The 25,485-nt window shown below is 68.5% G+C and carries 20 protein-coding genes; 18 read left to right on the forward strand and 2 right to left on the reverse strand.

Going from position 1 to position 25,485, the window contains the following annotated elements:
* Entirely contained in the window at positions 1-780 is a 780-nt protein-coding gene (locus ABIA71_RS13835) for an OmpA family protein (RefSeq protein ID WP_354285858.1), read from the forward strand.
* Positions 781-800: 20 nt separating this feature from the next.
* On the opposite strand, the gene tssA is transcribed toward ABIA71_RS13835, so the two are convergent.
* Positions 801-1,865 (reverse strand): type VI secretion system protein TssA, encoded by a 1,065-nt coding sequence (tssA, locus tag ABIA71_RS13840; RefSeq protein WP_128097952.1) that lies wholly within the window; start codon positions 1,863-1,865, stop codon positions 801-803.
* Positions 1,866-2,244: 379 nt separating this feature from the next.
* Between tssA and ABIA71_RS13845 the strand changes: the two genes are divergently transcribed.
* The 17 genes from ABIA71_RS13845 (at position 2,245) to ABIA71_RS13925 (ending at position 24,085) form a co-directional block, all read left to right on the forward strand.
* On the forward strand, positions 2,245-5,028 hold the full coding sequence (locus ABIA71_RS13845) for a type VI secretion system Vgr family protein (protein WP_354285859.1): 2,784 nt from the start codon (positions 2,245-2,247) through the stop codon (positions 5,026-5,028).
* Between the two features lie 2 nt (positions 5,029-5,030).
* Positions 5,031-5,630, forward strand: coding sequence for a hypothetical protein (locus ABIA71_RS13850; protein WP_354285861.1), 600 nt, complete (start codon positions 5,031-5,033; stop codon positions 5,628-5,630).
* Positions 5,631-5,632: 2 nt separating this feature from the next.
* The gene (locus tag ABIA71_RS13855) at positions 5,633-7,042 is read left to right on the forward strand and encodes a hypothetical protein (protein WP_354285863.1); all 1,410 of its coding nucleotides are present in this window, start codon (positions 5,633-5,635) and stop codon (positions 7,040-7,042) included.
* Positions 7,035-9,218: an SH3 domain-containing protein gene (locus tag ABIA71_RS13860; RefSeq protein WP_354285865.1), complete on the forward strand. Its 2,184-nt coding sequence runs from the start codon at positions 7,035-7,037 to the stop codon at positions 9,216-9,218. The genes ABIA71_RS13855 and ABIA71_RS13860 overlap by 8 nt, the downstream gene beginning before the upstream one ends.
* An 8-nt stretch (positions 9,219-9,226) precedes the next feature.
* Complete coding sequence (locus ABIA71_RS13865) at positions 9,227-9,829, forward strand: hypothetical protein (protein ID WP_354285867.1); 603 nt, start codon at positions 9,227-9,229, stop codon at positions 9,827-9,829.
* Between the two features lie 55 nt (positions 9,830-9,884).
* Positions 9,885-10,514, forward strand: coding sequence for a decarboxylase (locus tag ABIA71_RS13870; RefSeq protein ID WP_354285869.1), 630 nt, complete (start codon positions 9,885-9,887; stop codon positions 10,512-10,514).
* A gap of 142 nt (positions 10,515-10,656) precedes the next feature.
* Positions 10,657-13,455 (forward strand): type VI secretion system Vgr family protein, encoded by a 2,799-nt coding sequence (locus tag ABIA71_RS13875; RefSeq protein ID WP_354285870.1) that lies wholly within the window; start codon positions 10,657-10,659, stop codon positions 13,453-13,455.
* 3 nt (positions 13,456-13,458) lie between these two features.
* The gene (locus ABIA71_RS13880; protein WP_354285872.1) at positions 13,459-14,316 is read left to right on the forward strand and encodes a DUF4123 domain-containing protein; all 858 of its coding nucleotides are present in this window, start codon (positions 13,459-13,461) and stop codon (positions 14,314-14,316) included.
* Between the two features lie 46 nt (positions 14,317-14,362).
* On the forward strand, positions 14,363-14,869 hold the full coding sequence (locus tag ABIA71_RS13885) for a hypothetical protein (protein ID WP_354285873.1): 507 nt from the start codon (positions 14,363-14,365) through the stop codon (positions 14,867-14,869).
* 69 nt (positions 14,870-14,938) lie between these two features.
* Positions 14,939-16,636: a T6SS phospholipase effector Tle1-like catalytic domain-containing protein gene (locus ABIA71_RS13890; protein ID WP_354285875.1), complete on the forward strand. Its 1,698-nt coding sequence runs from the start codon at positions 14,939-14,941 to the stop codon at positions 16,634-16,636.
* A 143-nt stretch (positions 16,637-16,779) separates the two neighbouring features.
* Positions 16,780-17,553: a CDP-diacylglycerol diphosphatase gene (locus ABIA71_RS13895; RefSeq protein WP_354285877.1), complete on the forward strand. Its 774-nt coding sequence runs from the start codon at positions 16,780-16,782 to the stop codon at positions 17,551-17,553.
* A gap of 40 nt (positions 17,554-17,593) precedes the next feature.
* Positions 17,594-17,791 (forward strand): hypothetical protein, encoded by a 198-nt coding sequence (locus ABIA71_RS13900; RefSeq protein ID WP_354285879.1) that lies wholly within the window; start codon positions 17,594-17,596, stop codon positions 17,789-17,791.
* The gene (locus ABIA71_RS13905) at positions 17,792-18,481 is read left to right on the forward strand and encodes a hypothetical protein (protein WP_354285880.1); all 690 of its coding nucleotides are present in this window, start codon (positions 17,792-17,794) and stop codon (positions 18,479-18,481) included. It abuts the gene before it with no gap.
* Positions 18,482-18,619: 138 nt separating this feature from the next.
* Entirely contained in the window at positions 18,620-19,384 is a 765-nt protein-coding gene (locus ABIA71_RS13910; RefSeq protein ID WP_354285882.1) for a SapC family protein, read from the forward strand.
* A gap of 689 nt (positions 19,385-20,073) precedes the next feature.
* Positions 20,074-22,803 carry a TonB-dependent receptor gene (locus ABIA71_RS13915; protein ID WP_354285884.1) on the forward strand — a complete coding sequence of 910 codons (2,730 nt, stop codon included), beginning with the start codon at positions 20,074-20,076 and terminating at the stop codon, positions 22,801-22,803.
* 173 nt (positions 22,804-22,976) lie between these two features.
* Positions 22,977-23,432, forward strand: a complete 456-nt coding sequence (locus tag ABIA71_RS13920) for a GNAT family N-acetyltransferase (protein WP_354285886.1) — start codon at positions 22,977-22,979, stop codon at positions 23,430-23,432.
* 161 nt (positions 23,433-23,593) lie between these two features.
* Positions 23,594-24,085, forward strand: coding sequence for a hypothetical protein (locus ABIA71_RS13925; RefSeq protein WP_354285888.1), 492 nt, complete (start codon positions 23,594-23,596; stop codon positions 24,083-24,085).
* Between the two features lie 14 nt (positions 24,086-24,099).
* Here ABIA71_RS13925 and ABIA71_RS13930 read toward each other — a convergent pair whose 3' ends face one another.
* Positions 24,100-25,461 (reverse strand): serine hydrolase domain-containing protein, encoded by a 1,362-nt coding sequence (locus ABIA71_RS13930; RefSeq protein WP_354285890.1) that lies wholly within the window; start codon positions 25,459-25,461, stop codon positions 24,100-24,102.
* Positions 25,462-25,485: the final 24 nt, after the last annotated feature.

Raw genomic sequence — 25,485 nt, forward strand, 5'->3', positions numbered from 1 at the left:
ATGCGCCTCCGCTCTACTCTCATTGTTGCCCTGGCCGCGTTGTCAGTCACCGGCGCTGCGTTCGCACAGGCGCCTGCGGCGACAGCCGCCACCGAGCGCCCGGTCGTCATCGAAGGCGTGGTGCCCGACCAGGCCACCAAGGCACGGTTGCTGAAGAACCTGCGCGAGGTCTACGGCGCTGATCGCGTGGTCGACCGCATCCAGGTGGAATCGATCGCCACGCCGCCGAACTGGGGCGAGTACGTGGCCGGCATGATCACCCCCGGGCTGAAGCGGGTGTCGCCCGGCAAGCTGGAAGTGAACGGGCAGGCCGTGCGCGTGACCGGCGAAGTAGGCAACGAAGCGCTGCGCCAGCAGGTGGCCAGTGACCTCAGCCTGGCCAGCAATACGTCCTACACGGTGACCAACGCGCTGAAGGTGGGGTCGCAGCAGAAGCTGCTTGACCAGACCCTGGCCAACCGCATCATCGAGTTCCAGAGCGGCAGCGCCAAGCTGACCCCGCTGGGCATGAGCATCCTGGACGAAATGGTGGCCAAGATGGCCCAGATGGGCGACACCAGCTTCGTCATCATCGGCCATACCGACAACGTCGGTCAGCGCGAAAGCAACCTGGCGCTCAGCCATGCACGCGCGCAGGCGGTGAAGGCCTACATGGTGCAGAAGGGGATCGCGGGCAACCACCTGGACGTGCTGGGCAAGGGCCCGGACGAACCGGTCGCCGACAACACCACCAACGACGGTCGCGCACGCAACCGCCGTATCGAGTTCAAGATCCAGTAACCCGGTAACGCTCGACGGGCTTATTGCCCGTCGAGGTTCTGGTTGATGTCCAGCATCTCTTCCATCTGGTCGAGCACGCTGGAATCCTTGATGACCCGCTTCAGCCACACGTGCAGCGGCATCTCGCCCCAACGCGCGGCCTTCTCGGCCAGGTAGGCCACCGGGCTGTGCGGTTCGGTGCGGCGGAAGAACTCGGCCACCTGGCGCAATTGCTGCAGTGCTTCCTTGCGGCTGGTGGGCGCGCCGGCCGGGCCACGGGGCGCAGCGGCGGCCGTGTTGTCGGTGCTGCTCACCTCTACCGCGAAGCTGTCGTCGGCGGCGATGTCTTCGGCCATGTCGCCGTCCAGCAGCACGCCCGCGTCGCGCGCGAAGCGCATCACCGTGCGCTGCAGGTGCTCGATCTGCTCGCGCACCGCGCTGAAGCTGGGGCCATCCAGGCCCAGGCGGTTGTCGACCGCGGCCTGCAATGCGGCCAGCGCGTCGGCGCATTCCGGCAGAACCTCGACCAGTTGGCGATAGAACTCGTGCTGGGTATCGCGGCGGGCCGCTTCCAGCTGTTCCAGGCCAGGGCGGTCGTCGTGGTAGTCGCCGCCATTGCTGGCCCGCGAATGCGCCACTTCGAAATCGGACAGGCTGAAACGCCCCTGCGGCGCGGACACGATCGGCACGTTGCGCAGCCACTGCAGCGAATTGCTGAGCAGCCAGCTGAGGTTGCCGATGCGCTCTTCCTGGTCGTCGTCGACGGCGACGGGATGCACATCGTCCCAGTACTGGTCGCACAGCCCGGCCACCACGCGGTAGCCGGTGGTCAGGCCGCGGAAGCCCTCCACCTGGGTCGCCGCTTCGGTCAGCCAGCCGGCCAGGCGCAGGTCCTTGGTGCGGGTCTGCAGCAGGTCGGCGCATTCACGGGCGACGCTGCTCCAGTCGGCATATTTGATGTCGGTCTGCCACTCGCCCTGGTCCAGGGTCGGGTCATCGGCACGCCGGCTCTCCTGGATCCGGTCGAACTCCGGCGAGAAGGACAGGTCTTCGCCAGTGGGCGAATGGTCGGCAATCGGGGCCAGCAGGGCATCCTGATCCAGCATGGCAAATCTCGAGATGGGAACTGGGGTGATTCTAGCGTGGTGATCGCGGGCTGCGGGGATCGCGGCCGGCGCGAAGATGCGCGTTGCAGTCAGCGCGAGCGGGTGCGAGTAGGCGCTCATGCTCGCTTATATCAGCGGTGTTCCAACAAGTGGCGTCGCGTCAGAGCGATGATGGTGCAGCGTAAAGCAGCGCGAAGCAGCATGTCCGTAGGCCAACCTGCGCGCAGTGACGTATTTCGGTCATGTAGGGCGCGTGAAAGTGTGATGGTGGTCTCGATTGCCTTCGAATCCAACGCGATGGTGTTGGGTTTCTGACGCATCTGGTACATTTTCCGGTTGGGAAAGGACGTCCCGCGCCGCGGGATGACAGCTGGCAGAGATGGCATTGGACGCGTTGAACTCTTTATTCGCACAGGTGGCGGGCCTTTCGGGTGCCCCGCGGTTGCATCGTCTGGCCCTGCCTGGGGCAGGCGACCTGGTGGTCGAGCGTTGGAGCGGCGAGGAATCGCTGTCCACGCATTTCGATTACGTGATCGATTTTCTCTCGCTCGATGCCGGTCTCGACCTGGAGGCATGGCTGGGCCAGCGCGCGACCTTGACCACGCGGGCCGCCAGTGGCGCCGATGTCGAGCGCGTGGGGCTGGTCAGCGATGCGACCCTGCTTGGCAGCGATGGCGGCGTGGCGCGCTACCGGATCGGCCTGCGGCCGTGGACGTGGTGGCTGGAGCACGGTCGGCACAGCCGCGTGTTCCAGGAGCGCAGCGTGCAGGACATCCTGTCGTCGGTGTTCGACGGCTACAAGGACATCGCCCGCTGGCAGTGGAGCGACGAAGTGGCCGGTTTCCTCGGCGCCGAGCGCAAGCGCAGCTACTGCGTGCAGTACCGCGAGAGCGATGCGGCGTTCGTGCAGCGGTTGCTGGCGGAAGAAGGGCTGGGCTGGCGTGTGCAGAACGACGCCGAGGCGCCCGCCGGCCACTGCATGGTGATCTTCTCCGACAGCGCGACGCAACCGGAAGACCTGACCTCGTCAGGCAGCGGCGTGCGTTTCCATCGCAGTGCCGCCACGGAAAGCGAGGACACGGTGCAGGCGTTGGGTCAGTCGCGTCGGCTGGGCAGCAATCGGCTCACGGTCTTCAGCGGCGACTACAAGCGCAGCAGTGGGCAGGGCGCCCAGGTGCCGGTCAATGGCGGCGGCAGCCAGTCGGCGCGCGAGGCCTATGATCCGGCCGGTGCCTATGCGTTTGCCGACAGCAGCGACGGTGACCGCCTGGCGGGCCTGCAGGCCGAGGCGCACGAAGCACGCAACCAGGCGTGGCGCGGGCGCAGCAGCGTGCGCTCGCTGTGTGCGGGCCAGTGGCTGCGGATAGGCCAGGTGCCCGCATCGGCGCCGTCCGAGGTGTTGCTGACAGGCGTCTGGCATCTGGGCGTCAACAATCTTCCCGTGGACCTGCGGGCGTCGCTTGCGCAGGCATTGGGCGCTGCACCTTCAGCGCATCCGGTCGATCCGGCCGTACACGAGCGCGCCGAAGCAGTGGGCTATGCGAATGCCTTCACCGCGATTCAGCGCACCACGCCGTGGCGGCCGGTGCTGCACGACGACACCGGCGTGCGTCTGAACCCGCGGCCGCTGGCGCCGGGCTACCAGACCGCGATCGTGGTGGGCGCACAGGGCAGCGCTGCCGGCGCCGGCAGCCACGAAGTCCACGCGGATCTGGCCGGGCGTATCCGGGTCAAGTTCCATTTCCAGTCCGGGCAGGGCGATGGCGCGCGCGACAGTGCGTGGCTGCGCGTGGCCCAGCGCTATGCCGGTCCGGGCGTGGGCAGCCAGTTCCTGCCGCGGATCGGTCAGGAGGTGCTGGTCGGCTTCCTCGACGGTGATATCGATCGCCCGGTGGTGCTGGGGGCGCTCTACAACGGGCGCGGCGAAGCCGGCGTGGCACCGACCCCGGCCGGCCAAGCCGCCAGCGCTGACACCAGCGCCTATGCGCAGGCTGCCGATGCACGCGCCAGCGCGCAGGCCAATGTGACCGGCGGTCACGCGCCGGCCTGGCACGCGGCCGCCGCCGGCGACGATGCGCACCGCCATCCCGGTGCACTGTGGGGCGTGCGCTCCAAGGAGTGGGGCGGCAGTGGCTACAACGCGTTGCTGTTCGACGACAGCGACGCCCAGCTGCGCGCGCAGCTGCTGACCACCCAGGCGGTAACCAGCCTCAACCTGGGCCACCTGATCCACCAGGCCGACAATTTCCGCGGCAGCCTGCGCGGGGAGGGCTTCGAGCTGCGCAGTGATGCCTGGGGTGCGCTGCGTGCGCGCTCGGGGCTGTGGCTGAGTGGCTATGCGCGCGGCGCGCAGGGCAAGGCCGGCGATGCGGCGCAGCCGGTTGCGTTGCTGACCCAGCTGCAGACGCTCGGCAGCGCCTTCGCAACGGCGGCCAGTACCCACCTCACCAGCAAGCTGGCCGCGCACGAAGGCGCGCAGCAACCCAACCGCTCGCGGCTGGTGCAGGACAAGGCACCGCTGGCCGCGCTGCTGGCCAGTGCGCGCACCACCGTGGAGGGCGTCGAGTACGCGCCGGCGCGTGGACAGGCGGCCGAGCGCGATGGCAGTGCCGGTGACAACAAGGTGCCGCACGTCGGCGATGCACTGCTGGGCCTGGCCGCGCCGGACGGCGTGGTGCACGTGGCCGGGCAGGCGTTGGGCTGGGCGATCGGCGAGACGTTGACGCTGGGTAGCGGGCAGGCCAGCGAGACCGCTGTCATGGGGCAGATGCGCCTGCATGCCGCGCAGAGCGTGGGGGTGCTGGCCACGGCGGTGCAGGGCAAGGCGGCAACGGCTGCAGCGCTGAGCGTGGTGGCCGGGCAGGGTGAGCTGGACGTGCAGGCGCAGCAGGACGAACTGCGCATCCAGGCGCAGGCCGCGCTGAAGATGGCCAGCGCCCAGTCGCAGTTCGACCTGGCCGCCGGCAAGACCCTGCACGTGGCCACGGCCGGCGGCGCCAGCGTGACCATCGAAGGCGGCAACATCACCTTCACCGCACCGGGCAACATCGTGGTGCATGCCGGCAAGAAGTCGTTCACCGGTCCCAGCAATTACCAGGCCGAGCTCAAGAGCTGGGTGCACGGGGACCTCAAGAAGCAACGCATCATTGGATTCTCGGGATGAGCATGAACAGGATTTTTATCGCATCGCTGCTGTCCGGCGCGATGCTGCTGGCGGCCTGCCAGGCACAGCCACCGGCAGACCAGATGGCCGACGCCGCCGCCCAAGGGGATGCAGCAGTGGCCGCGGTGGCGGTGGATGCACCGGCAGCCGAGCCCGCTGCGGCAACCGCCTCAGAGGCGACCGATCCGCTGGCGACCGAACTGTTCAACCTGGTGGGGGATGCGGCCTGCGGCAAAACCTGCCCGCAGTACGACCCGCGCGTGGATAAGGCCTTCACCGACATGCTGGCCGACGCGGCAGCGCTGGGCGATGCGCGTCTGCGCGAGCGGATCGGCAGCGGCCCGCAGCCGCAGGGCGAGCGCATCCAGACCGCGGCCGGCGAACGCTGGCTGTACCGCGCCTGCCAGGCGCACCAGTGCAACCTGACCACCCTGGTGGCGCTGTACGACCCGGCCACCGGCCGCATGGCCGGGCGCCTGGTCGACAAGTGCCAGGTGCATTGGCTGGGCACGCTGCCTGCCGACGCCATGGATCGCATCAGTGAGCGGGCGCCGGTGCAGATCAGCGACGAAGACTACACCGCGTTCTGCACCGGGAACTGACCATGGCAAAGGACCTGCAGGGCTTCCTCAATGCGTTGTTCGCCTCCGAAGGCGGCGGCGACTCGACGATCATCAACAAGTTCGGCTACGTCGGCAAATACCAGTTCGGCGAAGACGCGCTGATGGACCTGGGCTACTTCAACCACGACGGGAAGAAGCACGAAAAGGACGGCAAGTTCTTCCAGGACTGGGACGGCACGTGGACCGGCAAGGACGGCGCGACCAGCCTGCAGGTGTTCCGCAACAACGTGGCCATCCAGGACAAGGCGGGCCAGGCCTGGGTGCGGCGGCTGTGCAGCATGGGCCGCAAGTATGGCGCGCACGCGTACATCGGGCAGACCATCGGCGGGGTGCTGGTCACCGAGTCGGGCATCATCGCCGCGGCCCACCTGAAGGGTTACGGCACGGTCACGCCCAAGGAAGGCAAGTACAAGACCCCGGCGGTGATGGCCTTCCTGAAGACCGGCGGCGCCATCAATGCCACCGACGCTTTCGGCACCTCGGTGGGCAAGTACATGGCCAAGTTCGCCGGCTATGCGCTTGGCTGCTGCGAGCCGGTGGAGGTGCAGCAACCCTGGTCGTATCCGTTCCCGCCACAGGGCAAGACCACTGCGCTGGACGGTGCGGCGTATATCGGCCTTCCCGCGCTGCAGGGCGCGTTGAGCAAGGCCGACGACGGGTTCTTCCCGATCGGCGCCAGCGGCCTGTGGCATGGCGGCATCCACTTCGATGCCGGTACCGGCACGGTGCTGAACCAGGCCGATGGCGTGCGCTGCATCAAGGACGGCGAGATTGTCGCCTACATGGTGAACCGCAAGTACCCGGAAATCACCTTCCCCAAGGTACAGCGCAGCGCGGCGTATTCGTCGGGCTTTACGCTGGTGCGGCACCGCATCGAGCTGCCGCCGAATGCCGAGGCGCTGTTCAAGGCCGAGGCCGAGAAGAACGCGCCCAAGACCTGCACACCCGACAATCCGTCTGGCGGTGTTGCCGCCGCCGGTGCCGCGGGAGCCACCACGGGTGCTGCGGCGGCCGCGGGGCAGGGGACCGCAAAGAAGGACCCGCCCAAGACGGAGGCACCCAAGCCGCGCGATCCGGGCATGCAGATGGTGTTCTACAGCCTGTACATGCACCTGCTGGATTTCCAGGGTTACGAGGAGAATCCCAAGCGCGCGCGGCCGGCGTACTGGGATGCCAGCAACGAGTTCGTCGTGGGCGAGCGCGCCAAGGACACGCAGGAGGTGCCACCGGCACCGGTGCAAGCCGCTGCGGAGGCCCCGGCGGAGGTGGAAGAGGTGGGCTGCGATTGCGGCCACGGTATCTCCAGCGAAGCCAATGAACTGCTCGGGTTCTTCCCGCCCGAGACCAAGGAGTGGGACAACGTGACGTCCGAGGAGCTGGTCCATGAGTGACGCCGCCGCGCCGATCATCGGCTTGAACATCCGCAAGGAAGCCAACGGCAAGAGCGCCCGCATCGGGCTGCTGCCGCGTGGCGCGCGCATCACGGTGAAGAACCGGGGCGAGAAGTGGGCGCAGATCGACCGCATCCTGGAAGGCCAGATTGCGCCGGTGCGTCCGGGCGAGGCGGTGGATCCGGCGGCCGCGCAGGGCTGGGTGTTCCTGTCCGAACTGGACCCCGGCCCCAAGGCGCCACTCACCCTGGACCAGGTGGTGATTCCGGAAAAACCCATTCCGGTCAGTGCCGGTGCGCTGCTGGGCCATGTGGGCGAGTACCAGCAGTACGTGGATGCCCAGCCGCGCGCCAAGCGCGGCTGGCGGCAGATGGTGCATCTGGAGACCTTCGCCGGCAACGACCTGCCGGTGTTCGTCAAGACAGCGCGCAAGTATGCCTCGCTGCTGCCGCCCAACACCGGCTCGCTGTTCCTGATCGACAAGGGGGCCAAGCTCAAGCTGCCGGTGCCGCACGACACCACCTGGCCGGCCGATACGCGGTTGGTGCAGGGCAAGGACGGCGCGATCGGTCCGTGGGCCAAGATCCAGAAGGCGGGCCTGGTGGTGATGGACCGCGAGGCATTGGGCGCGTACTCGTCCAAGAGCAAGCGCTACGCCAAGGCGCCCGATGCCGAATGGACCGGCTGGTTCGTCGGTCCGGCCGACACCGACCGCACCCTGGACGAGAAGCTGGCCAAGAAGCTGAACTACAAGCGGCGCGAGATGCGCATGCCGCAGGGTGACGCGGTGTGGGTGGAACGTGCGGCACTGGTGTCGTGCGGTGCCGACGGCATGAAGGTGTGGAAGAAGTTCCCGTTGCGGCTGGACGGCCCCGATGCGGGTGGTGAAGCCGCGTTTGCGCGCGTGATGACCCGCGCCGAGCTGGAGAAGAACCCGCCGGCAGACCGCGTTGTCGACGCCGATGGCAAGCCGTGGTGGCGCGTGTCGGTGCGCAGCCAGAATGCCGGCAAGATCCACGTCGGCTGGGTCTGCGAAAGCGGCATGCCGAAGGTGGGCTGGCAATCGCCGTGGGCGTGGCCGGGCTTCGACTGGGTCGAAGAAGGGCAGATCCAGCCGGTGGACATGCTGTCGGCCTCGCTGGTGAACATGGGCGCGCTGCGCGCCGATGAGGTCACCGACTACAAGATGCGCGCCGACAAGGTAGACCAGAGCGCGCTGGTCAAGAAGCTCTATGAGCAGCTGGACACCGACAAGAGCGGCTACCTCTCCAAGGCCGAGCTGCGCACGGCGATGGAACAGCCGCTGATGGCCCAGGCCATGAGCCGGATGATTGCGAAGTACGAAAGCGAGTGGGGCGGCAGTGATGCCAAGTGGGACGCGCTGGATCCGCTGATGCTGGGCGGCCAGCCCGAGTGGAGCGCCGAGAAGCTGCGTATCAAGCACCTGCGCTGGTGGGACAAGGTGCAGCCGAAGGTGCCCGGTTTCCCGGTGTCGCCGGAGGTGTACCACATCCACCCGATCGCGCTGCTCAACAATTTCTATTCGCCGCTGGGCGAGGCCAATGCCGCGGCCACCGATGGCGGTGCCACCAGCAAGAGCGGCAAGCACTGGCATGGCCGGTTCCTGCAGAGCGCCAAGGTGGCCGACCTCAAGTCGCCGTTCCGCGAGGGCGCGAGCAGCTTCATCGCGGCGATGAAGGCCGGTGGGATCGACGTGATCATCAACACCACCCTGCGCCCGCCGCAGCGCTCCTACCTGATGTACTACGCCCGCGAAGTGGTGCAGGGGCTGGCACCGGGCAAGGTGCCCAAGTTCGTGCCGCAGAATGGCGACGAACCGGTCAACATCGACTGGGAGCACCTGGACGCCAACGGCAAGCCCGACCTGGACGCGGCCAAGAAGGGCGCGCGTGCGATGGACCAGGCGTATGCGGCCGCCGGCGCGATCGGCAAGCCCTACAGTTCCAACCACAACGGGGGCGAGGCGATCGACATGAAGTTCGATCCCCCGTGGGGCATCGGCAAGACCGTCAAGAACGCCAGTGGCGTGTCGGTGGCGATTACCAGCAAGCGCGACCTGCAGGAAGTAGGCGCCACGTACAAGGTCTATCACTGGACCTACTACGGCCCCAAGAACAAGGTCGACGAACCGCATTGGTCCAAAACAGGTAATTGAGCATGTCCATGAAAGGCGCCATCGCTGCTGTGTTTTCCCTGCTTGCCGCCGCTGGCAGCGCCCACGCGGCCGGGCCGTCCGCGGGCGGCTGGCGCAGCCTGACGATCGGGCCGGCGTATTCGGTGTCCGAACAGCGCAGCGCGTTCGTGATGCTGCCTGCCGACGCGGGCAAAGGCACCCGCTTCACGGTGATGGACCTGACCCGGTGGCAGCCTGTCTGCTGCCTGGAAGTGTCCAGTCCCCGGCTGCAGCGGGCCACCCTGGAACATTCCTACCAGGTGCCCGGGGTGTGGGCATCGGATCTGACCAGTGGGTTGGACAATGGCGCCGGCGGGGCATCGCACGTGTTCGCCGCGCGCCCGGTGGGCCGCCTGCTGGGCTACCGGTTCGAGGGGCATTTCACCGAGAGCGGCGAATGGGGCGGCCTGTTGCTGCCGGCCGATGCACAGGCGGCCGGCGCGGGCAAGGTGAGCTTCGGCGGTGCGACCTACACGGTGGTCCGCACCGTGGACACGTTGCCCGACGATGACGGCGGGCTGGAAACCTACCGCCTTACGCCTGAAAACGGTGGCGCCGCACAGACGGTCGACGTACGCTTCGGCACCAATTGATCCTCCCGCGCCGCTGACGCATAGTGGCGGCGCTTTCAACACTGGACCCACACCCATGCAGGGCAGAAACATCACCCAGGCGCTGCTGTTGGCGCTGGGACTGGCGGTCGGCCTGGATGCCGCCGCACAGGCCGCACCGGTCGCCGCCGTCTTCGGCGGCTGGCGCAACGTGCATTCGGCCAATGGGGTCGAACCGGCGCAGGACGATCTGGCGTTTGCGATGCTGCCCACCCCCGTGGCCAAGGGCACGCGCTTTGCCATTCTGGACCGGGAAGCCAACCGCGTGGTGTGTTGCATGGTGGTCAGCAGCGACCGGCTGGACGCGGGCGTGCTGGAAACGCAGTACCGCTTGCCGGGCGTGTGGGTGTCGGACCTGCTCAACGAGGGCAACGACACCCCGCCTTACCAACCGCGCGTGTACGAGATGCAACGCGACGGTGCCCTGGCCACCTACGTCTTCCATGACGCCATCGAGGCGTACAGCGACCTGGGTGGGCTGCTGCTGCCCCCGGGCGCCAGCATCGATGCCGCCGGCACCGTCAAGACCGGCACCCGCAGCTACAAGCTGCAGTTCCAGACGACCACCTTCACCGATGAAGACGGCACGCTGGACCGCTTCACCCTGCGCCCGGTGGGGGCGCCAGGCGCCCCGGTCGTAGTGGAAGTTCCCTACGCCACCTACTGACTCACGTTGGCAGCACGTTGACGTGGTTTTAACGGACGCTGCCTTGCGTAGCGTGCGTGTTGGTTTTGCATCTGCTACCGTCGGGTCACAGGGGATGGAAGCGGCGCCGGCAACGCCGGTGGCGCGCGAGCCAAGGTGAGCCATGGAAGCAATGCGGAACCTGATGACACAGGCGGCCTGGTTGTTGGATGGGGAACGTCTGTACCGGATGCAGTTGCCGGATGCGCCGATGGTGCTGGTGGACCGCTGGCAGGGTGAAGAACAGCTCTCGCACGGGTTCCGCTACGAGGTGCTGCTGTTGGCGCTCGACGCGGACCTGCCCCTGGAGCAGTGGCTTGGCAGTGCGGCTTGCCTGCAGACCCGGCTGGCCGACGGTTGCTGGCTGCCCCGGCATGGCCTGATCACCGAAGCGCACCTGCTCGCGGACGATGGCGGCCTGGCCCGTTACCGCGTGGTGCTGCGGGACGCCAGTTGCCGGTTGGAACATGGCCATCACAGCCGCGTGTTCCAGAACATGGACGTGCAACAGATCGTCGACACCTTATTGGGCGACCACGCCGGCCAGCTGCAATGGCGCTGGAGCGGGGAAGCCGCGGATTTTCTGAAGGGCGCGCGACCGCGCAGCTACTGCGTGCAGTATCGCGAGACCGACCTGGCCTTCCTCCAGCGCCTGCTGGCCGAAGAAGGCCTGGGCTGGCGGGTGGAAGATGGTGGGGAGGATCCCGGCGGCCACGTGCTGGTGCTGTTTGCCGATGCCGCCGCGCAGGCGCAGGACGCGGTGTCGCAGGCAGGTGGCGGGGTGCGCTTCCACCGTGCCGATGCCACCGAAGCCGATGACACCGTGCAGGCACTGGGCCGCCGGCGTCGCCTGGGCGCCCAGCGCCTGACGCTGCACAGCGATGATTACAAGGCCAGCCGTTCGCTCGCCGCCGGCGTGCCGTTGGAAGGCGGCGGGCAGGGTGAGGCACGCGAGGTGTACGACCCGTCCGGCGCCTACAGCTTTGCCGACAGCGTCGAGGCCGATCGTTACGCCGGGCTGATGGCCCAGGCAGGCGAGGCGCAGGCCCAGCAGTGGCACGGGCGCAGCACGCTGCGCAGCGCCACGGCCGGTCAGTGGCTGACGGTGACCGGGCTGCCCGGTGGCGCACCTGCCGAACTCGTGTTGACCCGGGTGCAGCATGTGGGCATCAACAACCTGCCGGTGGACCTGCGCGAGGCGCTCGCGGCGCTTCAGCCCGTGGATCCCGTGGAGGAAGCCGCAGCCGGGTCCGGGAGCGCCCAGACGCATGGTTACGCCAATACCTTCGACGCCCAGGCACGGGACCTGGCCTGGCGGCCGGTGCTGTTCGACGACAGTGGCGCGCGCCTGAACCCGCGTCCGTTGGCACCGGGGTACCAGACGGCCGTGGTGGTGGCCGCCCCCGGGGTCAGCGCGGACGGCGCGCGCGACGTGCATGCCGACAGCCTCGGGCGGATCCGGGTGCGTTTCCATTTCCAGGGCGCTGCTGGCGCGGCCGGCGCGAGTGCCGACAGCACCTGGCTGCGCGTGGCCCAGCGCTATGCGGGACCGGGCGTTGGCAGCCAGTTCGTGCCGCGCGTGGGGCAGGAGGTCCTGGTGGGCTTCCTGGAGGGCGACATCGATCGCCCGGTGGTGCTGGGCAGCCTTTACAACGGCCAGGGTGAAGCCGGCACCGTGCCGACCCCGGGCGGCCGCAGCGCCGAGGCCGATACCAGCGCGTATGCGCAGGCCGGCGATGCGGTGGCCAGCGCACAGGGCAACCGCAGCGGCGGCCATGCCCCGGCCTGGCACGCCGCCGGTGGCGGCGAGGACGCACATCGGCACGCCGGGGCGATGTGGGGCATGCAGTCACGCGAGTGGGGCGGGCAGGGCTACAGCCGCCTGCTGTTCGACGACAGCGATGCCCAGCTGCGGTTGCAGCTGGCCACCACGCAGGCGTCCAGCGGCCTGAGCCTGGGTCACCTGATCCACCAGGCCGACAATTTCCGCGGCAGCCTGCGCGGCGAAGGATTCGAACTGCGCAGCGATGCCTGGGGCAGCGTGCGTGGCCGCGCCGGGTTGTGGCTCAGTGCGTATGCGGGCACCACCAGCGCCGCGGGCACGGCAGCGGCACCGGTCGCCCTGTTGACCCAGCTGGATACGCTGGGCAGCACGTTCGCGGTGGCGGCCGGCACCCATCAAACGGTGCGCCTGGCCGATAGCGAAGGCGTGGTGCGCCCGGCGCACTCCCGGCTGGTGACCGATGCCGCCCCGCTGCAGGCAATGCTGCGCAGTACGCGCACCGCGGTAACCGGTGGTGCCTATCCCGACGCGCGCGGGGCGGCGCCGGATCGCGATGCCGCGGCTGGCGCAGACAGCGTGCCGCATACCGGCGACCCGTTGCTGGGCATCGCCGCACCAGCGGGTATCGCCCATGTGGCGGGGCAATCACTGCAATGGGCGCAGGGCGAAACGCTCACCCTCGGCAGCGGCCTGGCCAGCGAAACCGTGGTGATGGGCCAGGCACGCTGGCACAGCCGCCAGGCCCTGGGCGTGCTTGCCGCAGCACGCACCGGGCAGGGGGCGGAGGCCACCACGTTGAGCGTGGTCAGTGGCAACGGCACGCTGGAACTGCTGGCGCAGAACGACGAGATCCGGGTGCAGTCGCAGGCGGCGCTGCATGGCGCCAGTGCCCAGGCCGCGTTGGAACTTGGCGCCGGGCGCACCCTCCACGTGGCCACGGCCGGCGGTGCCAGTCTCACCATCGAACAGGGCAACATCACCTTCACCGCGCCGGGCACCATCACCGTGCATGCGGCGCGCAAGTCGTTCCAGCCCGGCGGCAGTGGCAATTACCCGTTGCCGGTGTTCCCGCAGTCGGTGTGCAAGGAATGCCTGCTGTTGGCCGCGCAGCGTGCCGCGCCGTTGACCCCGAAGGGCTGATCCATGCTGCCGACGACCTTCCCGCGCACGCAATGGCCGCCCTTGGCGACGGGGCAGCATCGCTACCTGCTGCTCGACGGCGCCCAGTGCGATGCACCGCAGGCCGTGCTGCAGTTCCTGCCGCATGCGGCGTCGCGGCTGTTCGATGGGTTGTTGGCCGATGGCAGCGCCGACACCTCGGTGTACCTGTGCCGTCTGCCTCCCGAGCTCCCGGCGGAGGCCGTGCTGCTGCGGCTGGACGGGCATGCCAAGGCGCTGGGCGCCGCCACGGTGATCGAATCCGTGTTGACGCAGGACGTGCTGCTGCAACGCCTGTCGCGCCGGCTGGACGCGCGCTATCCCAACGGCAAGGAATTCCTGGCCCGGTTCTACGACGGGCGCGTACTGCCCTGGTGGGTGCAGGCGCTGGACCGCGAACAGCGGGAGGTGTTCCTCGCGGTGGGGGAGCGCTGGCATTACGTGACCCACGATCATCGCTGGGAGACGCTGGCGCTGACCTGTCCACAGATCGACCCGCACCTGCTGCCGTGGACGCTGGAAGCCGAACAGCGCCGCGTGCTGATCGATTCGGCCTACCCCTACACACTGATCGAGCATTACCAGTTGACCGATCCGGAACTGCTCGATCGCCTGCCGTCGGCCAACTGGTACGGGTTCCTGCGCGGCGCCGTGGCGCTGGCCGCCCGGTTCGGCATCGAAGACAGCCGACGGGTGCTGATGGTGTGCACCTGGGCATTGCTGGCTGGCGATGACCTGGCCGACGACCCGGCCTGGCAGAAGCGATTGCAGGACTTCGCCGATGGCCGCCGCACCGCGAAGCAGATCGGCGATGAGGTCTGGCCGATGGAGGAAACCTGGTGATCCCTTTTCGTTCGTACCCCGTTGGCCTGTCTGTCGTGGAGCCTGCATGTTGAGTCTCAAGCCGTTTACCTGGATCGCGCTCGCGGCGCTGGCCATCGTGCTGATCGGCGCGGGCTGCTCGCGTGCGATGGCCAAGAGCAAGCCGAAGTCGCCGTACCTGACGCTGTTCGCGTTCAATTACAGCGACCGCTACCTGTATGACACGCGGGTGGATGGCAAGTGGATGGGCGGAATATCGGCCTATACCAACAGTGGGTCGGTGATGGGACCCCTTGCGCCACGCACCGACAAACCGATCACGCTCAACGTCACCTGGGAGCTGTCCGGCCGTTACGACCTGAAGACCAACACCTACGTGGACGTCGGCCCGCGTGAGCCGAAATCGGCGCCGGTAAAGGTGCGTCAGCCGTACCCGGCCGACCCGCACACGCTGTTGCTGCACTTCTACCAGGACGGGCACGTGGAAGCCGAACTGCTGGAGCGCGGCAAGGATCCCTGGGACCAGCGCCGCGAGAAGATCCCTGAGGGCCATATCGCGAACCAGGGCCTGTAACTACGCGTTGCCCGTTCTCCAAGGAAGCCGTCCGGTGCCCGCACCGGTAGATGAAGGAGTGCACTGCCGATGACCGCAACTGATCCCACTGCCATCCCCGGCCAGGTAGACCTGGAGCCCGGCTCGCCCGAGCCGGTGGCCGACGCCGATCCCACGGCGCGCACCGCGCGGCTGGCCCGGGGCACCCGACCCATGACCGATGCCGAGCGCCAGCAACGGCAGGCCGCACAGAGCTGTACGCTGCCCGAGAAGGAAGAGGCCACCACCGGTTGCAGCCAGTCGCTGCAGGTCACGATCTACTTCGACGGCACCGGCAACAACCGCGATGCGGAGATGGGCAAACCGGACGACCAGCGCGCGCTGTCCAACATCGCCCGCCTGTACAACGCCCGCATCGATGGCCACCGCAACGTGCTGTCCACGTACCTGGCCGGGGTAGGTACCCCGTGCCCGGAGGTGGGCGACAGCGGTGGCATGCTGGGTCTGGCGATCGGCAAGGGCGGGCGCGAGCGCATCGACCATGCGCTGGAGCAGCTGGATACCTTCATCACCCAGCAGGCGGCGCAGATGCGCATCGTGGTGGTGAACGTGTCGGTGTTCGGCTTCTCGCGCGGCGCGGCGCAGGCCCGCGGGTTCATCCGCGACCTGGTGGCGCTGTGCAAGCGCCAGCCCGACGGCACCTGGATGTACAACAAGACCGTGCCGATGCGGATCGGGTTCGCTGGCCTGTACGACACGGTGGTGTCGGTGTGGCCGACCCTGGCGCACGCCGCCGTGAATGCGGGCAACGGCCATAACGGCTGGGGCGAGGGCATGCGCATTCCGCCGATGGTGGTGCAGTCGGTGCACATGACCGCCGCGCACGAGCTGCGCGGTCAGTTCCCGCTGGACTCCACCCGCGACGACGCACGCTATCCCGACAACACCCAAGAGATCTGGTACCCGGGCGTGCACTCCGACGTGGGCGGCGGCTACGATCCGCAGCACCAGGGGCGCCAGAACAGCATCGCGCGGTTCGCGCTGAACGAGATGTACGACATTGCCCTGGCCGGGGGCGTGCTGCTGCACCCGATGACACGGCTGGACCCGTCGGTCCGGGCGGAGTTCGACAAGTCCGATCCCGAGCTGCAGGCGGTGTACAACGCCTACCTGCAGGCGATCCGGGTCAAGCGGGGACGCATGGAAGACGTGCAGGCCGCGCACATGGAGCTGCTGCACCGCTGGTTGAAGGTGCGGGTGGCGCGCGGCGACAAGCTGCCGTCGATGCAGCGCCTGCAGGAGCGCCAGGACGCGCTGGATGCGGAGGTGAAGACCCTGCGCCGGCGCCGCGCGCAGCTGGGCGATCCGTATGCCCGCGATGGCGGCCCCAGCGACATGAGCAGCGAACAGGTGGCCGAATGGAACCGGGTCTCCGATGAATTGAGCGCGCGCAACGATGCGCTGTCGGAGGTCAAGAAGCAGCGTAAGGGCCTGGCCAGCGAGACCGACACGCTGGTCGGGAAGATGGTCGCGCTGCGACGCAAGCGCGAGCGTGGCAAGCGCCTCACCCTGGCCGAGCGCACCATGCTCGATGCCTGGGACAACAAGCAGCTGCTGCCCGAAGCAGTGGAAACCTTCTTCGACGGCTACGGCCACGACTCCATCTCGCACTGGTTCATCGGCAACCTGGCGATGTGGCGGGTGCTGTACTTCGGCGATACCAAGTACAAGCCGGGCGAGGTCGAGGAGGGCGCTGCGGCGCCGCGGGCGGAGACCGAGCCTGCCTAGCCCGACCTCTGTGGGAAAGGCGGCCCAGCGGCACTGTGTCGCCGGGCGGCAAAGGGCGAGCGGGTACACTACGCGCCGAGCCGGCCCGGCGCGGACCGGACGGTAGCCGTAGCCGTAGCCGAGTCCTGCCCGTGATCCACCGATTGTTCCTGCCTTGCGTCCTGCTGCTGTTGGCTGCCTGTGCCAGCGCACCACCCCCGGCCAAGCCGCCGGTCAATCCCGATGCGCTGTGGGGGATCGTGCAGCGCGACTGCCGCCTGCAGGGGTCGCCCCAAGGCAGTTGTGTAGCGGTCAACCCGCAGGCCGGACGCCGCGACGTGGTGCTGAAGGACTCGCACGGCCAGTATCAGTACCTGCTGCTGCCGCTGGACCGGGTGACCGGTATCGAAAGCCCGCTGCTGCTGCGTGCCGATGCGCCCAACTATTTCGCTGCCGCCTGGCAGGAGCGCTGGCGCACCGCGCAGGCGCTGGGCCGCCCGCTGCCCCGGGAGGTCACCAGCCTGGCGCTGAACTCGCCGCACGGGCGCTCGCAGCACCAGTTGCACATCCACGTGGACTGCCTGCGCGCCGATGTCCTGGCGCAGTTGCAGCGCCTGGGGCCGGCCATCGAGGCGCGTTGGCAGCCGCTGCCGGAGCCATTGCGTGGCCACCGCTACCAGGCGCGACGGGTGGCGGGGGACGCGTTGACCGTTGATCCGGTGCGGCTTCTGGCCAGCGAACTGGCCGGCGCTCAGAACCTGGGCCAATGGTCGTTGGTGGTGGCGGGTGCCCACGCCGCCGACGGCAGCCCGGGGTTCCTGCTGCTGGCCACGCAGCTGGATGCAGCACAGGGCAACGATGCCAGCGGCGAGGAACTGCAGGACCACGCGTGCGCGGCCGTGACCGGTGCGCAGGACGCGCTGGACGGGGTGCGCTGAGCCCTGCGCTATCCTGTTCGTTTACGACAGGATCCAGCACATGCCAGGGACGTTGCAGCGCAGACCCCTTCTTGCCGCCGTGGGCGTGCTGCTTGTAAGCATCAGCAGTGCTGCGGTGGCCGCGCCGGTGCACGACCGTGCCGGCAACCGGCTGGAGGCGCTGATCGAGCAGCCCGCCGCACCGGCGGACGCCGGGCAGGCGTCGGCACGCTTCTGCACGGCCGACCGTCAGTGGTGAGTGCGCACCGCCCGCGAAGGCGACGATCAGGCGTCGCAGCTGGAGATCGAGCATCACCTGCCCGGTGCGGCCGAGCCGCATACCTGGTTCATCCCGCTGGATACCGCCGGTGCCGACGCCACCGGCACCGATACGCCATGGCCGTTCATCGTGCGCCTGGCACCCGGCGCCGACGCGGGGCAGAGGCCGACCGACCCGCAGCAGGCGGCCCTGGAAAACGTCCTGGTGGGGGTGCAGCGCAGCGTGACCACGCTGTACTCCGGCGGGGATGCGGGCGCGTCCACCCTGGTGCTGAGCCGTATCCGCCACATGGACGATGGCATCCAGATCGATCCGGACGTGTTGACGCTGCCCGCCGACGGCCACGCCATGATCCGTGCCTGCTTCGGTGAACAGGACACCGCCCGGCGCTCGGGCGCCTGCCATGACCAGTACAGCTTCCGTGGCGTGCTGACCCTGGACCCGGCCGGGCAGGGCATGCCGGTGCTGCGCTACGCCACCACGGCCACCCGTTTCCCGGCGGGGGCGTCGCGGCTGCAGGATTCCCAGGCGCGGGGGCCGCTGCGCCGGCAGGACCTGCGCACCCAGGCCGACCGGACCTGCTCCTACCAGCGGGTGCTGCGTTTCGATGGCGGTCGCTACCAGCCCGATACCCCGCTGCCCGAGTGCGGGGAGTTCACAGAGCTGTAGACGGTGAGCGCCGTGCCTGCGGCCATCCATGCCTTCCGGCACGGCGCAAATCGTCATGGAGCCACGCTATAGTGGCCGATCAATGCGGTGCCCGCTTTCGCGCCCGGGCTGTCTGGCGCGTCGTACCTGACCTATTCCATGACTGCTGAAACCACTACCCCCCCGGCACCGGCCCAGGCGTCCGGCCCGCTGTTCTACCGCCAGCCGCTGCCGCTGCAATCGGACAAGCACGCCAATTGGCGCCTGGTGCAGGGCACCGTGGCCTTTGCGGCCGAAACCAACGCGATTCCGGCCGTGGTGGGCGAGTTCGGCCTGGCCGCACAGCATTTCCCGATCCTGTTCACCGGCAAGGACGCTGCGCCGATCGTGGCCGTGGGCCTGGCCCGCAGCAACCTGTTCATCGACGGCGACAAGTGGGCCGAAGACACCTACGCCCCGGCCTACGTGCGCCGGTATCCGTTCGTGTTCATGCAGGCCGATACCGACGGTGACTACCTGCTGGCCATCGACGCCGACGCCGAGCATGTCAACCAGGGCACCAGTGACGAAGGCGAGCCGCTGTTCGTGGATGGCAAGGCCACCGAACTGGTCGACAACGCCATGCGCTTCTGCGGTGATTTCACCCGCGAGCACGAGGCGACCCGCCAGTTCACCGCAGCGATCCTGGCTCAGGACCTGCTGGTGGAGCGCAGCATCGATGTGACTCTGAACAACGGGGAGCAGATGTCGGTGAACGGGTTCCACGTGGTCGACGTGGAAAAGCTGTCCAAGCTGCCCGATGACATCGTGCTGGCGTGGCACCGCAACGGCTACCTGGCCCTGGTGCACCACCACCTGAGCTCGCTGTCGCGCTTCAATGCGCTGGTCCAACGGCAGAGCCAGCAGGCCGCTGCCAAGGCCTGATCGCCGCAGCCAGGCAATGCACCACGACGGCGACCGCAGGGTCGCCGTTTTTGTTTGGTTCTTCGCCCATCTGCTGGGCAGGCAGAAACGTGCCCTGGTGGTTTTCCGGCGCAGCCGTCGGCGGGTCGGGCGCTGGGCGCCCATGCCCTTTTCGGCGAATGTCCCCCGGCGTCGGCCTGCGGCCGCCACCTCCTCCTTTACTTCGCCTCCAAGGACATGGGCGCCCAGCGCCCGACCCGCCGACGGCGTCAGAAAATTCTGCGTGGTTCTGCCGCGAGCCGAGCCCCGTAGCAGCCGGTAGGCCCGTGGGCAAAGTAAAGGAGGAGGCCGCCACGCGGCCGGGGGACATTTGCGCCACGGGCCTACCGGCTGCTACGGGGCCCTCACGCTCGCGACCGGCCCAATCGGAGACGCCAGCCGATCCAAACGGCGCCTGCACACCCGGCCACACCCGTAGCGTCGTGCTCACTCTGCGACGGCCCTTGCAACAAGACGCTTCCCTCGGATGGGAGAAGCACCTTGTTTTGCCATCTGCCCAGTGCTGCCGTGCCTTAGGCAGAAAATCGATATGCATATCCCGGGCAGTCATTTCCCGGGCAGGGGCGCATTCAGCAAACTGGCGCGCATTCCGGTCCCCCTGTGGCAATGGCTTGCCGCACCGGAACGTTGTCCCTCACCCAGGAACCTGCATGTCTCTGCTTCGTCGTCCGCTGCGCCTGCGGCCTTTGGTCGTGTCCCTGTTGCCCCTGCTTGCCACCAGCCCATTGGCGCATGCCGCCGATGGCCCTGCGCCCACCGAACTGGAGGCGGTGCGCATCACCGGCTCGCGCATTCCCCGCGCCAGCGTGGAAGGTCCCTCACCGGTCACGGTGATCACCCAGCAGCAGATCGAGGCGCAGGGCTACCGCAGCGCCTTTGAAGCGCTCAGTGCGCTGACCGAGAACACCGGCAGCGTGCAGGGCGAAGACTTCGGCAACACCTTCACCCCGGCCGCCAACACCATCAACCTGCGCGGGCTCGGCCCCAACCGCACCCTGGTGCTGGTCAACGGCCGCCGCCAGTCCGACTACCCGCTGGCCTACGAAGGCTCGGTCAACGTGGTGAACCTGGCCAACATCCCCAGCGCGCTGATCGACCGCATCGAGGTGCTCACCGGCGGCGCGTCGGCCGTGTACGGTTCGGACGCCATCGCCGGGGTGGTCAACATCATCCTGAAGAAGTCCTACGAGGGCGTTGGCATCAACGTCAAGGCCGGCACCACCGAGCAGGGGGGCGGCGACAACCAGCGCCTGCAGGTGGTGGGCGGCAGCACCGGTGACCAGTGGGAGGCGATCTTCGGGCTGGAAATCGCCAACCGCAAGGCGATCTACGGCTCGCAGCGCGACTTCATGGATTCGCTCACCGACGACCCGCGCGGGGTCACCCCGCTGGCCACCGGCGTGGCCTACCGGCGCAATGCCAGCACCAACAGCTACATCGATCCCGGTGCCACCGGCTGCGATGCCAGCAGCGGCCTGTACGGCGGCAGCGTGTTCCGTGCGCAGAATCCGCGCCAGGGCTGGTACTGCGGCAGCAATGAAGCGGCGGCCACGTTCTGGACGGTGCAGACCGAGAAGCGCAACATCGACGCGTACAGCGCGCTCACCTGGCACCTCAACGACCGCCAGGAACTATTCGCCGACGTGGCCATCGGCACGGCGCGGATCTACAACAACACCCGCGCGCCCAGCTGGACCTCGTCGCGCAACTACTTCTACAACCAGAACAGCGGGCAGCTCGAGAGCTGGTACCGCCGCTTCGCCCCCGAAGAGATCGGCGGCGTGCAGCGCAATGCCAACCGTTTCCTGGAATCGTCGTGGTCGTTCAACGTGGGTGCGCGCGGCAGCCTGGGCGCCAGCGACTGGGAGTATGAAGCGGCCTACAGCCGCTCGCGTTACGAAAACCGCACGCGTCGACCGGTGCTGCTGGCCGGCATCAACGACTACCTGCTGGGTCCGAAGCTGGGCACGCGCAATGGCGTGGACGTGTATGCGCCCGATCCGGCGCGGCTGTACCAGCCGCTGACCCCGAACGAGTACGACAACCTGTCGGCCACCCAGGAGAGCCGCAACGCGGCCTGGCTGCAGGCGGCCACCTTCAGCGTGAACGGGCAGCTGTTCGACCTGCCGGGCGGGCGTGCGGCGCTGGCCGCCGTGGTCGAAGCAGGCAGCCAGGGCTACCGCAACCGTCCCGATCCGGCCCTCGCTACCGGCGAGTTCTGGAACACCAGTGCCGGCATTCCGTCCGGTGGCGAGCGCGACCGCTACGCCGCCGGTGTCGAGCTGCAGCTGCCCCTGCTGGAGCGCCTGACCGCCACCGTGGCCGGCCGCTACGACCAGTATCGCGCCGCCGGCGACCATATCGGCAAGGCCACCTGGAGCACCGGCCTGGAGTTCCGTCCGTTCGACAGCCTGCTGCTGCGCGCCAGTGCCGCCACCAGCTTCCGCGCGCCGGACATGAACTATGTGTTCGCCAGCGAAACGCGCGGCTACAACCCGGGCATGACCGACTACTGGCGCTGCCGCACCGCCGGCCAGGCCTATGACGACTGCGATTACAGCGGGCTCTCGATCGACTACACCAGCGGTGCCAACCCGCAGCTGCAGCCGGAGACGGCCAAGTCGTACGGGGTGGGCCTGGTGTGGTCGCCGACGGCGAACCTGGATTTCACCGCCGACTACTACGACATCCGCATCGACGATGAAGTAACCAACCTGGATTCGTCGCGGATCCTGCGCGATGAGGCCGATTGCCGCCTGGGCAAGACGGTGGGCGGCGACGCGCGCGACATCAACTCGGCGCAGTGCCAGGACGCGCTGGCGCGGGTGATCCGCAACCCGGCCGACGCGGCGGTGCAGCCCAACCAGGTGACCCGCGTGCTGATCAACCCGATCAACGCAGCGTCAGAATCGGTGCGCGGCATCGACCTGAAGGCCACCGCGCGCTGGGATGCGGGCCGCTACGGCCGGTTCTCCACGCGGCTGGCGTACTCGCTGGTGATCGACCATGAGTACCGCCAGTTCGCCGAGGATGACGTGGTGGACCAGCGCAACTCGCTCGATTCCAACCAGTGGCGCAGCAAGGTCAACGGCAGCGTGACCTGGGCGATCAACGACTGGACCGCCACCTTGTACGGCATGCGCTACGGCTCCCTGCCCAAGACCGATGGCAGCGGTCGCATCGCGCCGTACATCACCTACAACGCCAGCCTGTACCGCACGCTCACCGAGAATGCGAGCGTGGGCCTGATCGTCAACAACCTGCGCGACAGCCGTCCCCCGGCGGACAAGAACGGCGGTGGCTGGCCGTTCTACCCGGTCGGCAACTACGACCCGTACGGGCGCCAGCTGTGGCTGGAGTTCGACTACCGGTTCCTGTAACCGGACCGCGCAAGCAGCGCAGCGGGGCCCGGCATTGCCGGGCCCTTTTTGCATCCGCCGACTCCTGGGCGCAGACGGTCCGACGATGGCGGCGTGCGCCAGCGATGCGGCGTCGCTGGCGTATGCTGAGCCGCTGCCATGGATGCACCGTGGCGTGGACAAGGAGCGTGGTGATGCCTGTTGTGTACCGACCTGCCGTACCGGCCGATGCCGCGGCCTGCATCGACCTGCGCGGACGCACGCGCGAGAACGCGTTTTCCGCCGCGCAGCTGGCCGCGCTTGGCATCACCGTGGAAAGCTGGGCCACGGGCATCGCCCAGGGCGGCTTTCCGGGGCATGTGGCCGAGGCCGACGGCGGCATGGTGGGCTACTGCTTCGGCGACCGCGACAGTGGTGAGATCATCGTGCTGGCGTTGCTGCCGGCATGGGAAGGCAAGGGCATCGGCAAGGCGCTGCTGGCACGCATGGTGGACGACTTCCACGGCTGGGGGTTCGCGCGTCTGTTCCTGGGCTGCGCGGCCGATCCTGACGCGCGCTCGCATGGTTTTTACCGGCACCTGGGGTGGCGGCCAACCGGCGAGATCGACGATCTGGGCGATGAGGTGCTGGAACTGCACCTGCGCGGGTGAGCGCGGCGCTGCATCGGTACGACCGCTTCCCCGCATGCGCGTGTAGGGACACCACGCGTTGGTGATGCCGCGTAACGCGCGTCCCGGTCTGCTCGCGCCGAGCGCGCGACGCTGGCGACCCTTCCGGGAGGTTGCCGATGCGAAACGTCTATTCTCGATCCATGTTGCGCGCCCGCTGGTGGTGGCTGCTTGCCCTGTTGCCGGTGGTCGCGATGGCGGCGCCAGCGCCCCCGCCGCCGCCCGCACCGCAGGTCCAGCAGATCCATAAATGCCGCGTCGACGGTGTGGCGACCTTCCAGCGTCACCCCTGCACCGATGGGCAGGCGGTGCAGGCGTGGGAAGTGGATGTAGTACCGGCCCAGCGCCAGCATGCCGCCAGGATCGAGGCGATCCGGCGGGAACTGCAGGCGCGCAAGCGCGCGCTGGAACTGCAACGCCGGCCCTCCGTCGATCCGCGTCCGCGCCGCGGCAGTCCCTCGCCACGGCGGCGGACACGCGGGTCGCCGGGCGCGGTGATCGCACTTCACCATCAGCCGCGCGCATGCGCCAAGGCGAAGCGCCGGCGCGATGCCGCCTACCAGAAGGCCGGCATGGCGCGCAGTCTGGCGCTCAGCCGGCGCATGGACGATGCAGTGTTCGATGCGTGCCGCTGAGCCGGCCCCGGCGCTTACCGGGTGGGCTGCGCCATCAGGTAGCGGGCCAGTGCATCGAAGGCGGGCAGGGTGGTGGGGTCGTTGGCGCTGTTGCCGGCCACGGGATGCGACCCGAAGCGGGCGATCACCACCTTGGCCGCAGGATCGATGTACAGCGCCTGGCCGTGCACGCCGCGCGCCATGTACGCCCCATGTGCGTTATGGCTCACCCACCACATGCCGCGGTAGCTCCAGCCCGGCAGCAAGGTGTAGCCGGCCTTGGCGAAGGCGCGCGTGTCGCCGCCGGCCCGGATACGCGCGATCGCGGCGGCGGGTATGACCTGCTGGCCGTTGCGGCGCCCGTCCTCCAGCAGCAGCTGGCCAAGCCGGGCCATGTCGCGCAGCCCGGCATTGAAGCCACCACCGGCGAACGCCGTGCCGCTGGAGTCGACGGTGTAGTAGGCATCCTGCTCTGCGCCCAGCCGGGTCCAGATGCGCTCGGACAACAGCGTGGAAACCGACGTTCCGGTGCGCCGCGCGATGATCCAGCCCAGGGTGTCGGTGTTGATCGTCTTGTAGCCGAATGCCTCGCCGTGGCGGCCCTGCTTCTGCACGGTCTGCAGGTAGTCGTAGTAGCTGCGTGGACCGGTGTAGCCCGGGGCCGGGGGCAGCGTGCTGCCGGCCGCCGCGTATTGCCAGACTTCGGCGTTGGGGTCGGCATAGTCCTCGCTGTAGCGCAGGGCCGTGGTCATTTCCAGCACCTGCTTGACCGTGGCATCGCCGAAGGCACTGTGCGCCAGCTCCGGAATGATCGCACCCACGGTCTCGTTTTCATCCAGCACGCCCTCGGCGACCAGCATCTCGCCGAGCAGGCCGGTGATCGATTTGGTGACGGACATCGCGCCGTGCTGGCCGTCGGGCTGCAGGCAGCCGGCGTAGCGCTCGTACACCACCACGCCGTCGTGCAGCACGATGATGCCGTCGGTGTAATTGGCCTGCAGCGATTCGGCCCAGGTCATGCGCGTGCGTGTGTTCAAGGGCGTGAACGGCAGCGCGTCGATGGCCGCATCCAGCCGCTGGGGCAGCGGCACCGCCGCCCCCGGCCCGCGGCTGACGCCTACGGTGGGCATCAACTGGCGGAAGTGGCAGGCGGTCCAGCGCAGCTTGGGGAAGGCGAAATAGTCGCTATCGGTGTAGCGGATGCGCTTGGCTTCCGGCGGCGGGAAGCCCTGCATCCAGCCCAAGGTGCCCGGATCCGACGCCGCGGCGTCCGGCGGTGTCGCGCTGGCCGGGGCGCCGTGGGCGGCAGGCAGCAGCACCAGCGCGCACAGCAGCGTGCATGCTGCTGCCAGCCGCCGCTGCGCGCGCGGGAAGTACACGCGGGTGGAAGTCGCCATGGCCATGTCCTTGTGCGCTACGTC

Origin of the sequence: Stenotrophomonas sp. 2619, assembly GCF_040548725.1 — a bacterium.
Lineage (GTDB): Bacteria > Pseudomonadota > Gammaproteobacteria > Xanthomonadales > Xanthomonadaceae > Stenotrophomonas > Stenotrophomonas maltophilia_AP.

What these genes read in the sequence shown, in the direction of transcription:
- ABIA71_RS13835 (WP_354285858.1), top strand. Translation starts at nt 1, where the DNA reads ATGCGCCTCCGCTCTACTCTCATTGTTGCCCTGGCCGCGTTGTCAGTC.
- tssA (WP_128097952.1), bottom strand. Translation starts at nt 1,865, where the DNA reads ATGCTGGATCAGGATGCCCTGCTGGCCCCGATTGCCGACCATTCGCCC.
- ABIA71_RS13845 (WP_354285859.1), top strand. Translation starts at nt 2,245, where the DNA reads ATGGCATTGGACGCGTTGAACTCTTTATTCGCACAGGTGGCGGGCCTT.
- ABIA71_RS13850 (WP_354285861.1), top strand. Translation starts at nt 5,031, where the DNA reads ATGAACAGGATTTTTATCGCATCGCTGCTGTCCGGCGCGATGCTGCTG.
- ABIA71_RS13855 (WP_354285863.1), top strand. Translation starts at nt 5,633, where the DNA reads ATGGCAAAGGACCTGCAGGGCTTCCTCAATGCGTTGTTCGCCTCCGAA.
- ABIA71_RS13860 (WP_354285865.1), top strand. Translation starts at nt 7,035, where the DNA reads ATGAGTGACGCCGCCGCGCCGATCATCGGCTTGAACATCCGCAAGGAA.
- ABIA71_RS13865 (WP_354285867.1), top strand. Translation starts at nt 9,227, where the DNA reads ATGAAAGGCGCCATCGCTGCTGTGTTTTCCCTGCTTGCCGCCGCTGGC.
- ABIA71_RS13870 (WP_354285869.1), top strand. Translation starts at nt 9,885, where the DNA reads ATGCAGGGCAGAAACATCACCCAGGCGCTGCTGTTGGCGCTGGGACTG.
- ABIA71_RS13875 (WP_354285870.1), top strand. Translation starts at nt 10,657, where the DNA reads ATGGAAGCAATGCGGAACCTGATGACACAGGCGGCCTGGTTGTTGGAT.
- ABIA71_RS13880 (WP_354285872.1), top strand. Translation starts at nt 13,459, where the DNA reads ATGCTGCCGACGACCTTCCCGCGCACGCAATGGCCGCCCTTGGCGACG.
- ABIA71_RS13885 (WP_354285873.1), top strand. Translation starts at nt 14,363, where the DNA reads ATGTTGAGTCTCAAGCCGTTTACCTGGATCGCGCTCGCGGCGCTGGCC.
- ABIA71_RS13890 (WP_354285875.1), top strand. Translation starts at nt 14,939, where the DNA reads ATGACCGCAACTGATCCCACTGCCATCCCCGGCCAGGTAGACCTGGAG.
- ABIA71_RS13900 (WP_354285879.1), top strand. Translation starts at nt 17,594, where the DNA reads ATGCCAGGGACGTTGCAGCGCAGACCCCTTCTTGCCGCCGTGGGCGTG.
- ABIA71_RS13910 (WP_354285882.1), top strand. Translation starts at nt 18,620, where the DNA reads ATGACTGCTGAAACCACTACCCCCCCGGCACCGGCCCAGGCGTCCGGC.
- ABIA71_RS13915 (WP_354285884.1), top strand. Translation starts at nt 20,074, where the DNA reads ATGTCTCTGCTTCGTCGTCCGCTGCGCCTGCGGCCTTTGGTCGTGTCC.
- ABIA71_RS13920 (WP_354285886.1), top strand. Translation starts at nt 22,977, where the DNA reads ATGCCTGTTGTGTACCGACCTGCCGTACCGGCCGATGCCGCGGCCTGC.
- ABIA71_RS13925 (WP_354285888.1), top strand. Translation starts at nt 23,594, where the DNA reads ATGTTGCGCGCCCGCTGGTGGTGGCTGCTTGCCCTGTTGCCGGTGGTC.
- ABIA71_RS13930 (WP_354285890.1), bottom strand. Translation starts at nt 25,461, where the DNA reads ATGGCGACTTCCACCCGCGTGTACTTCCCGCGCGCGCAGCGGCGGCTG.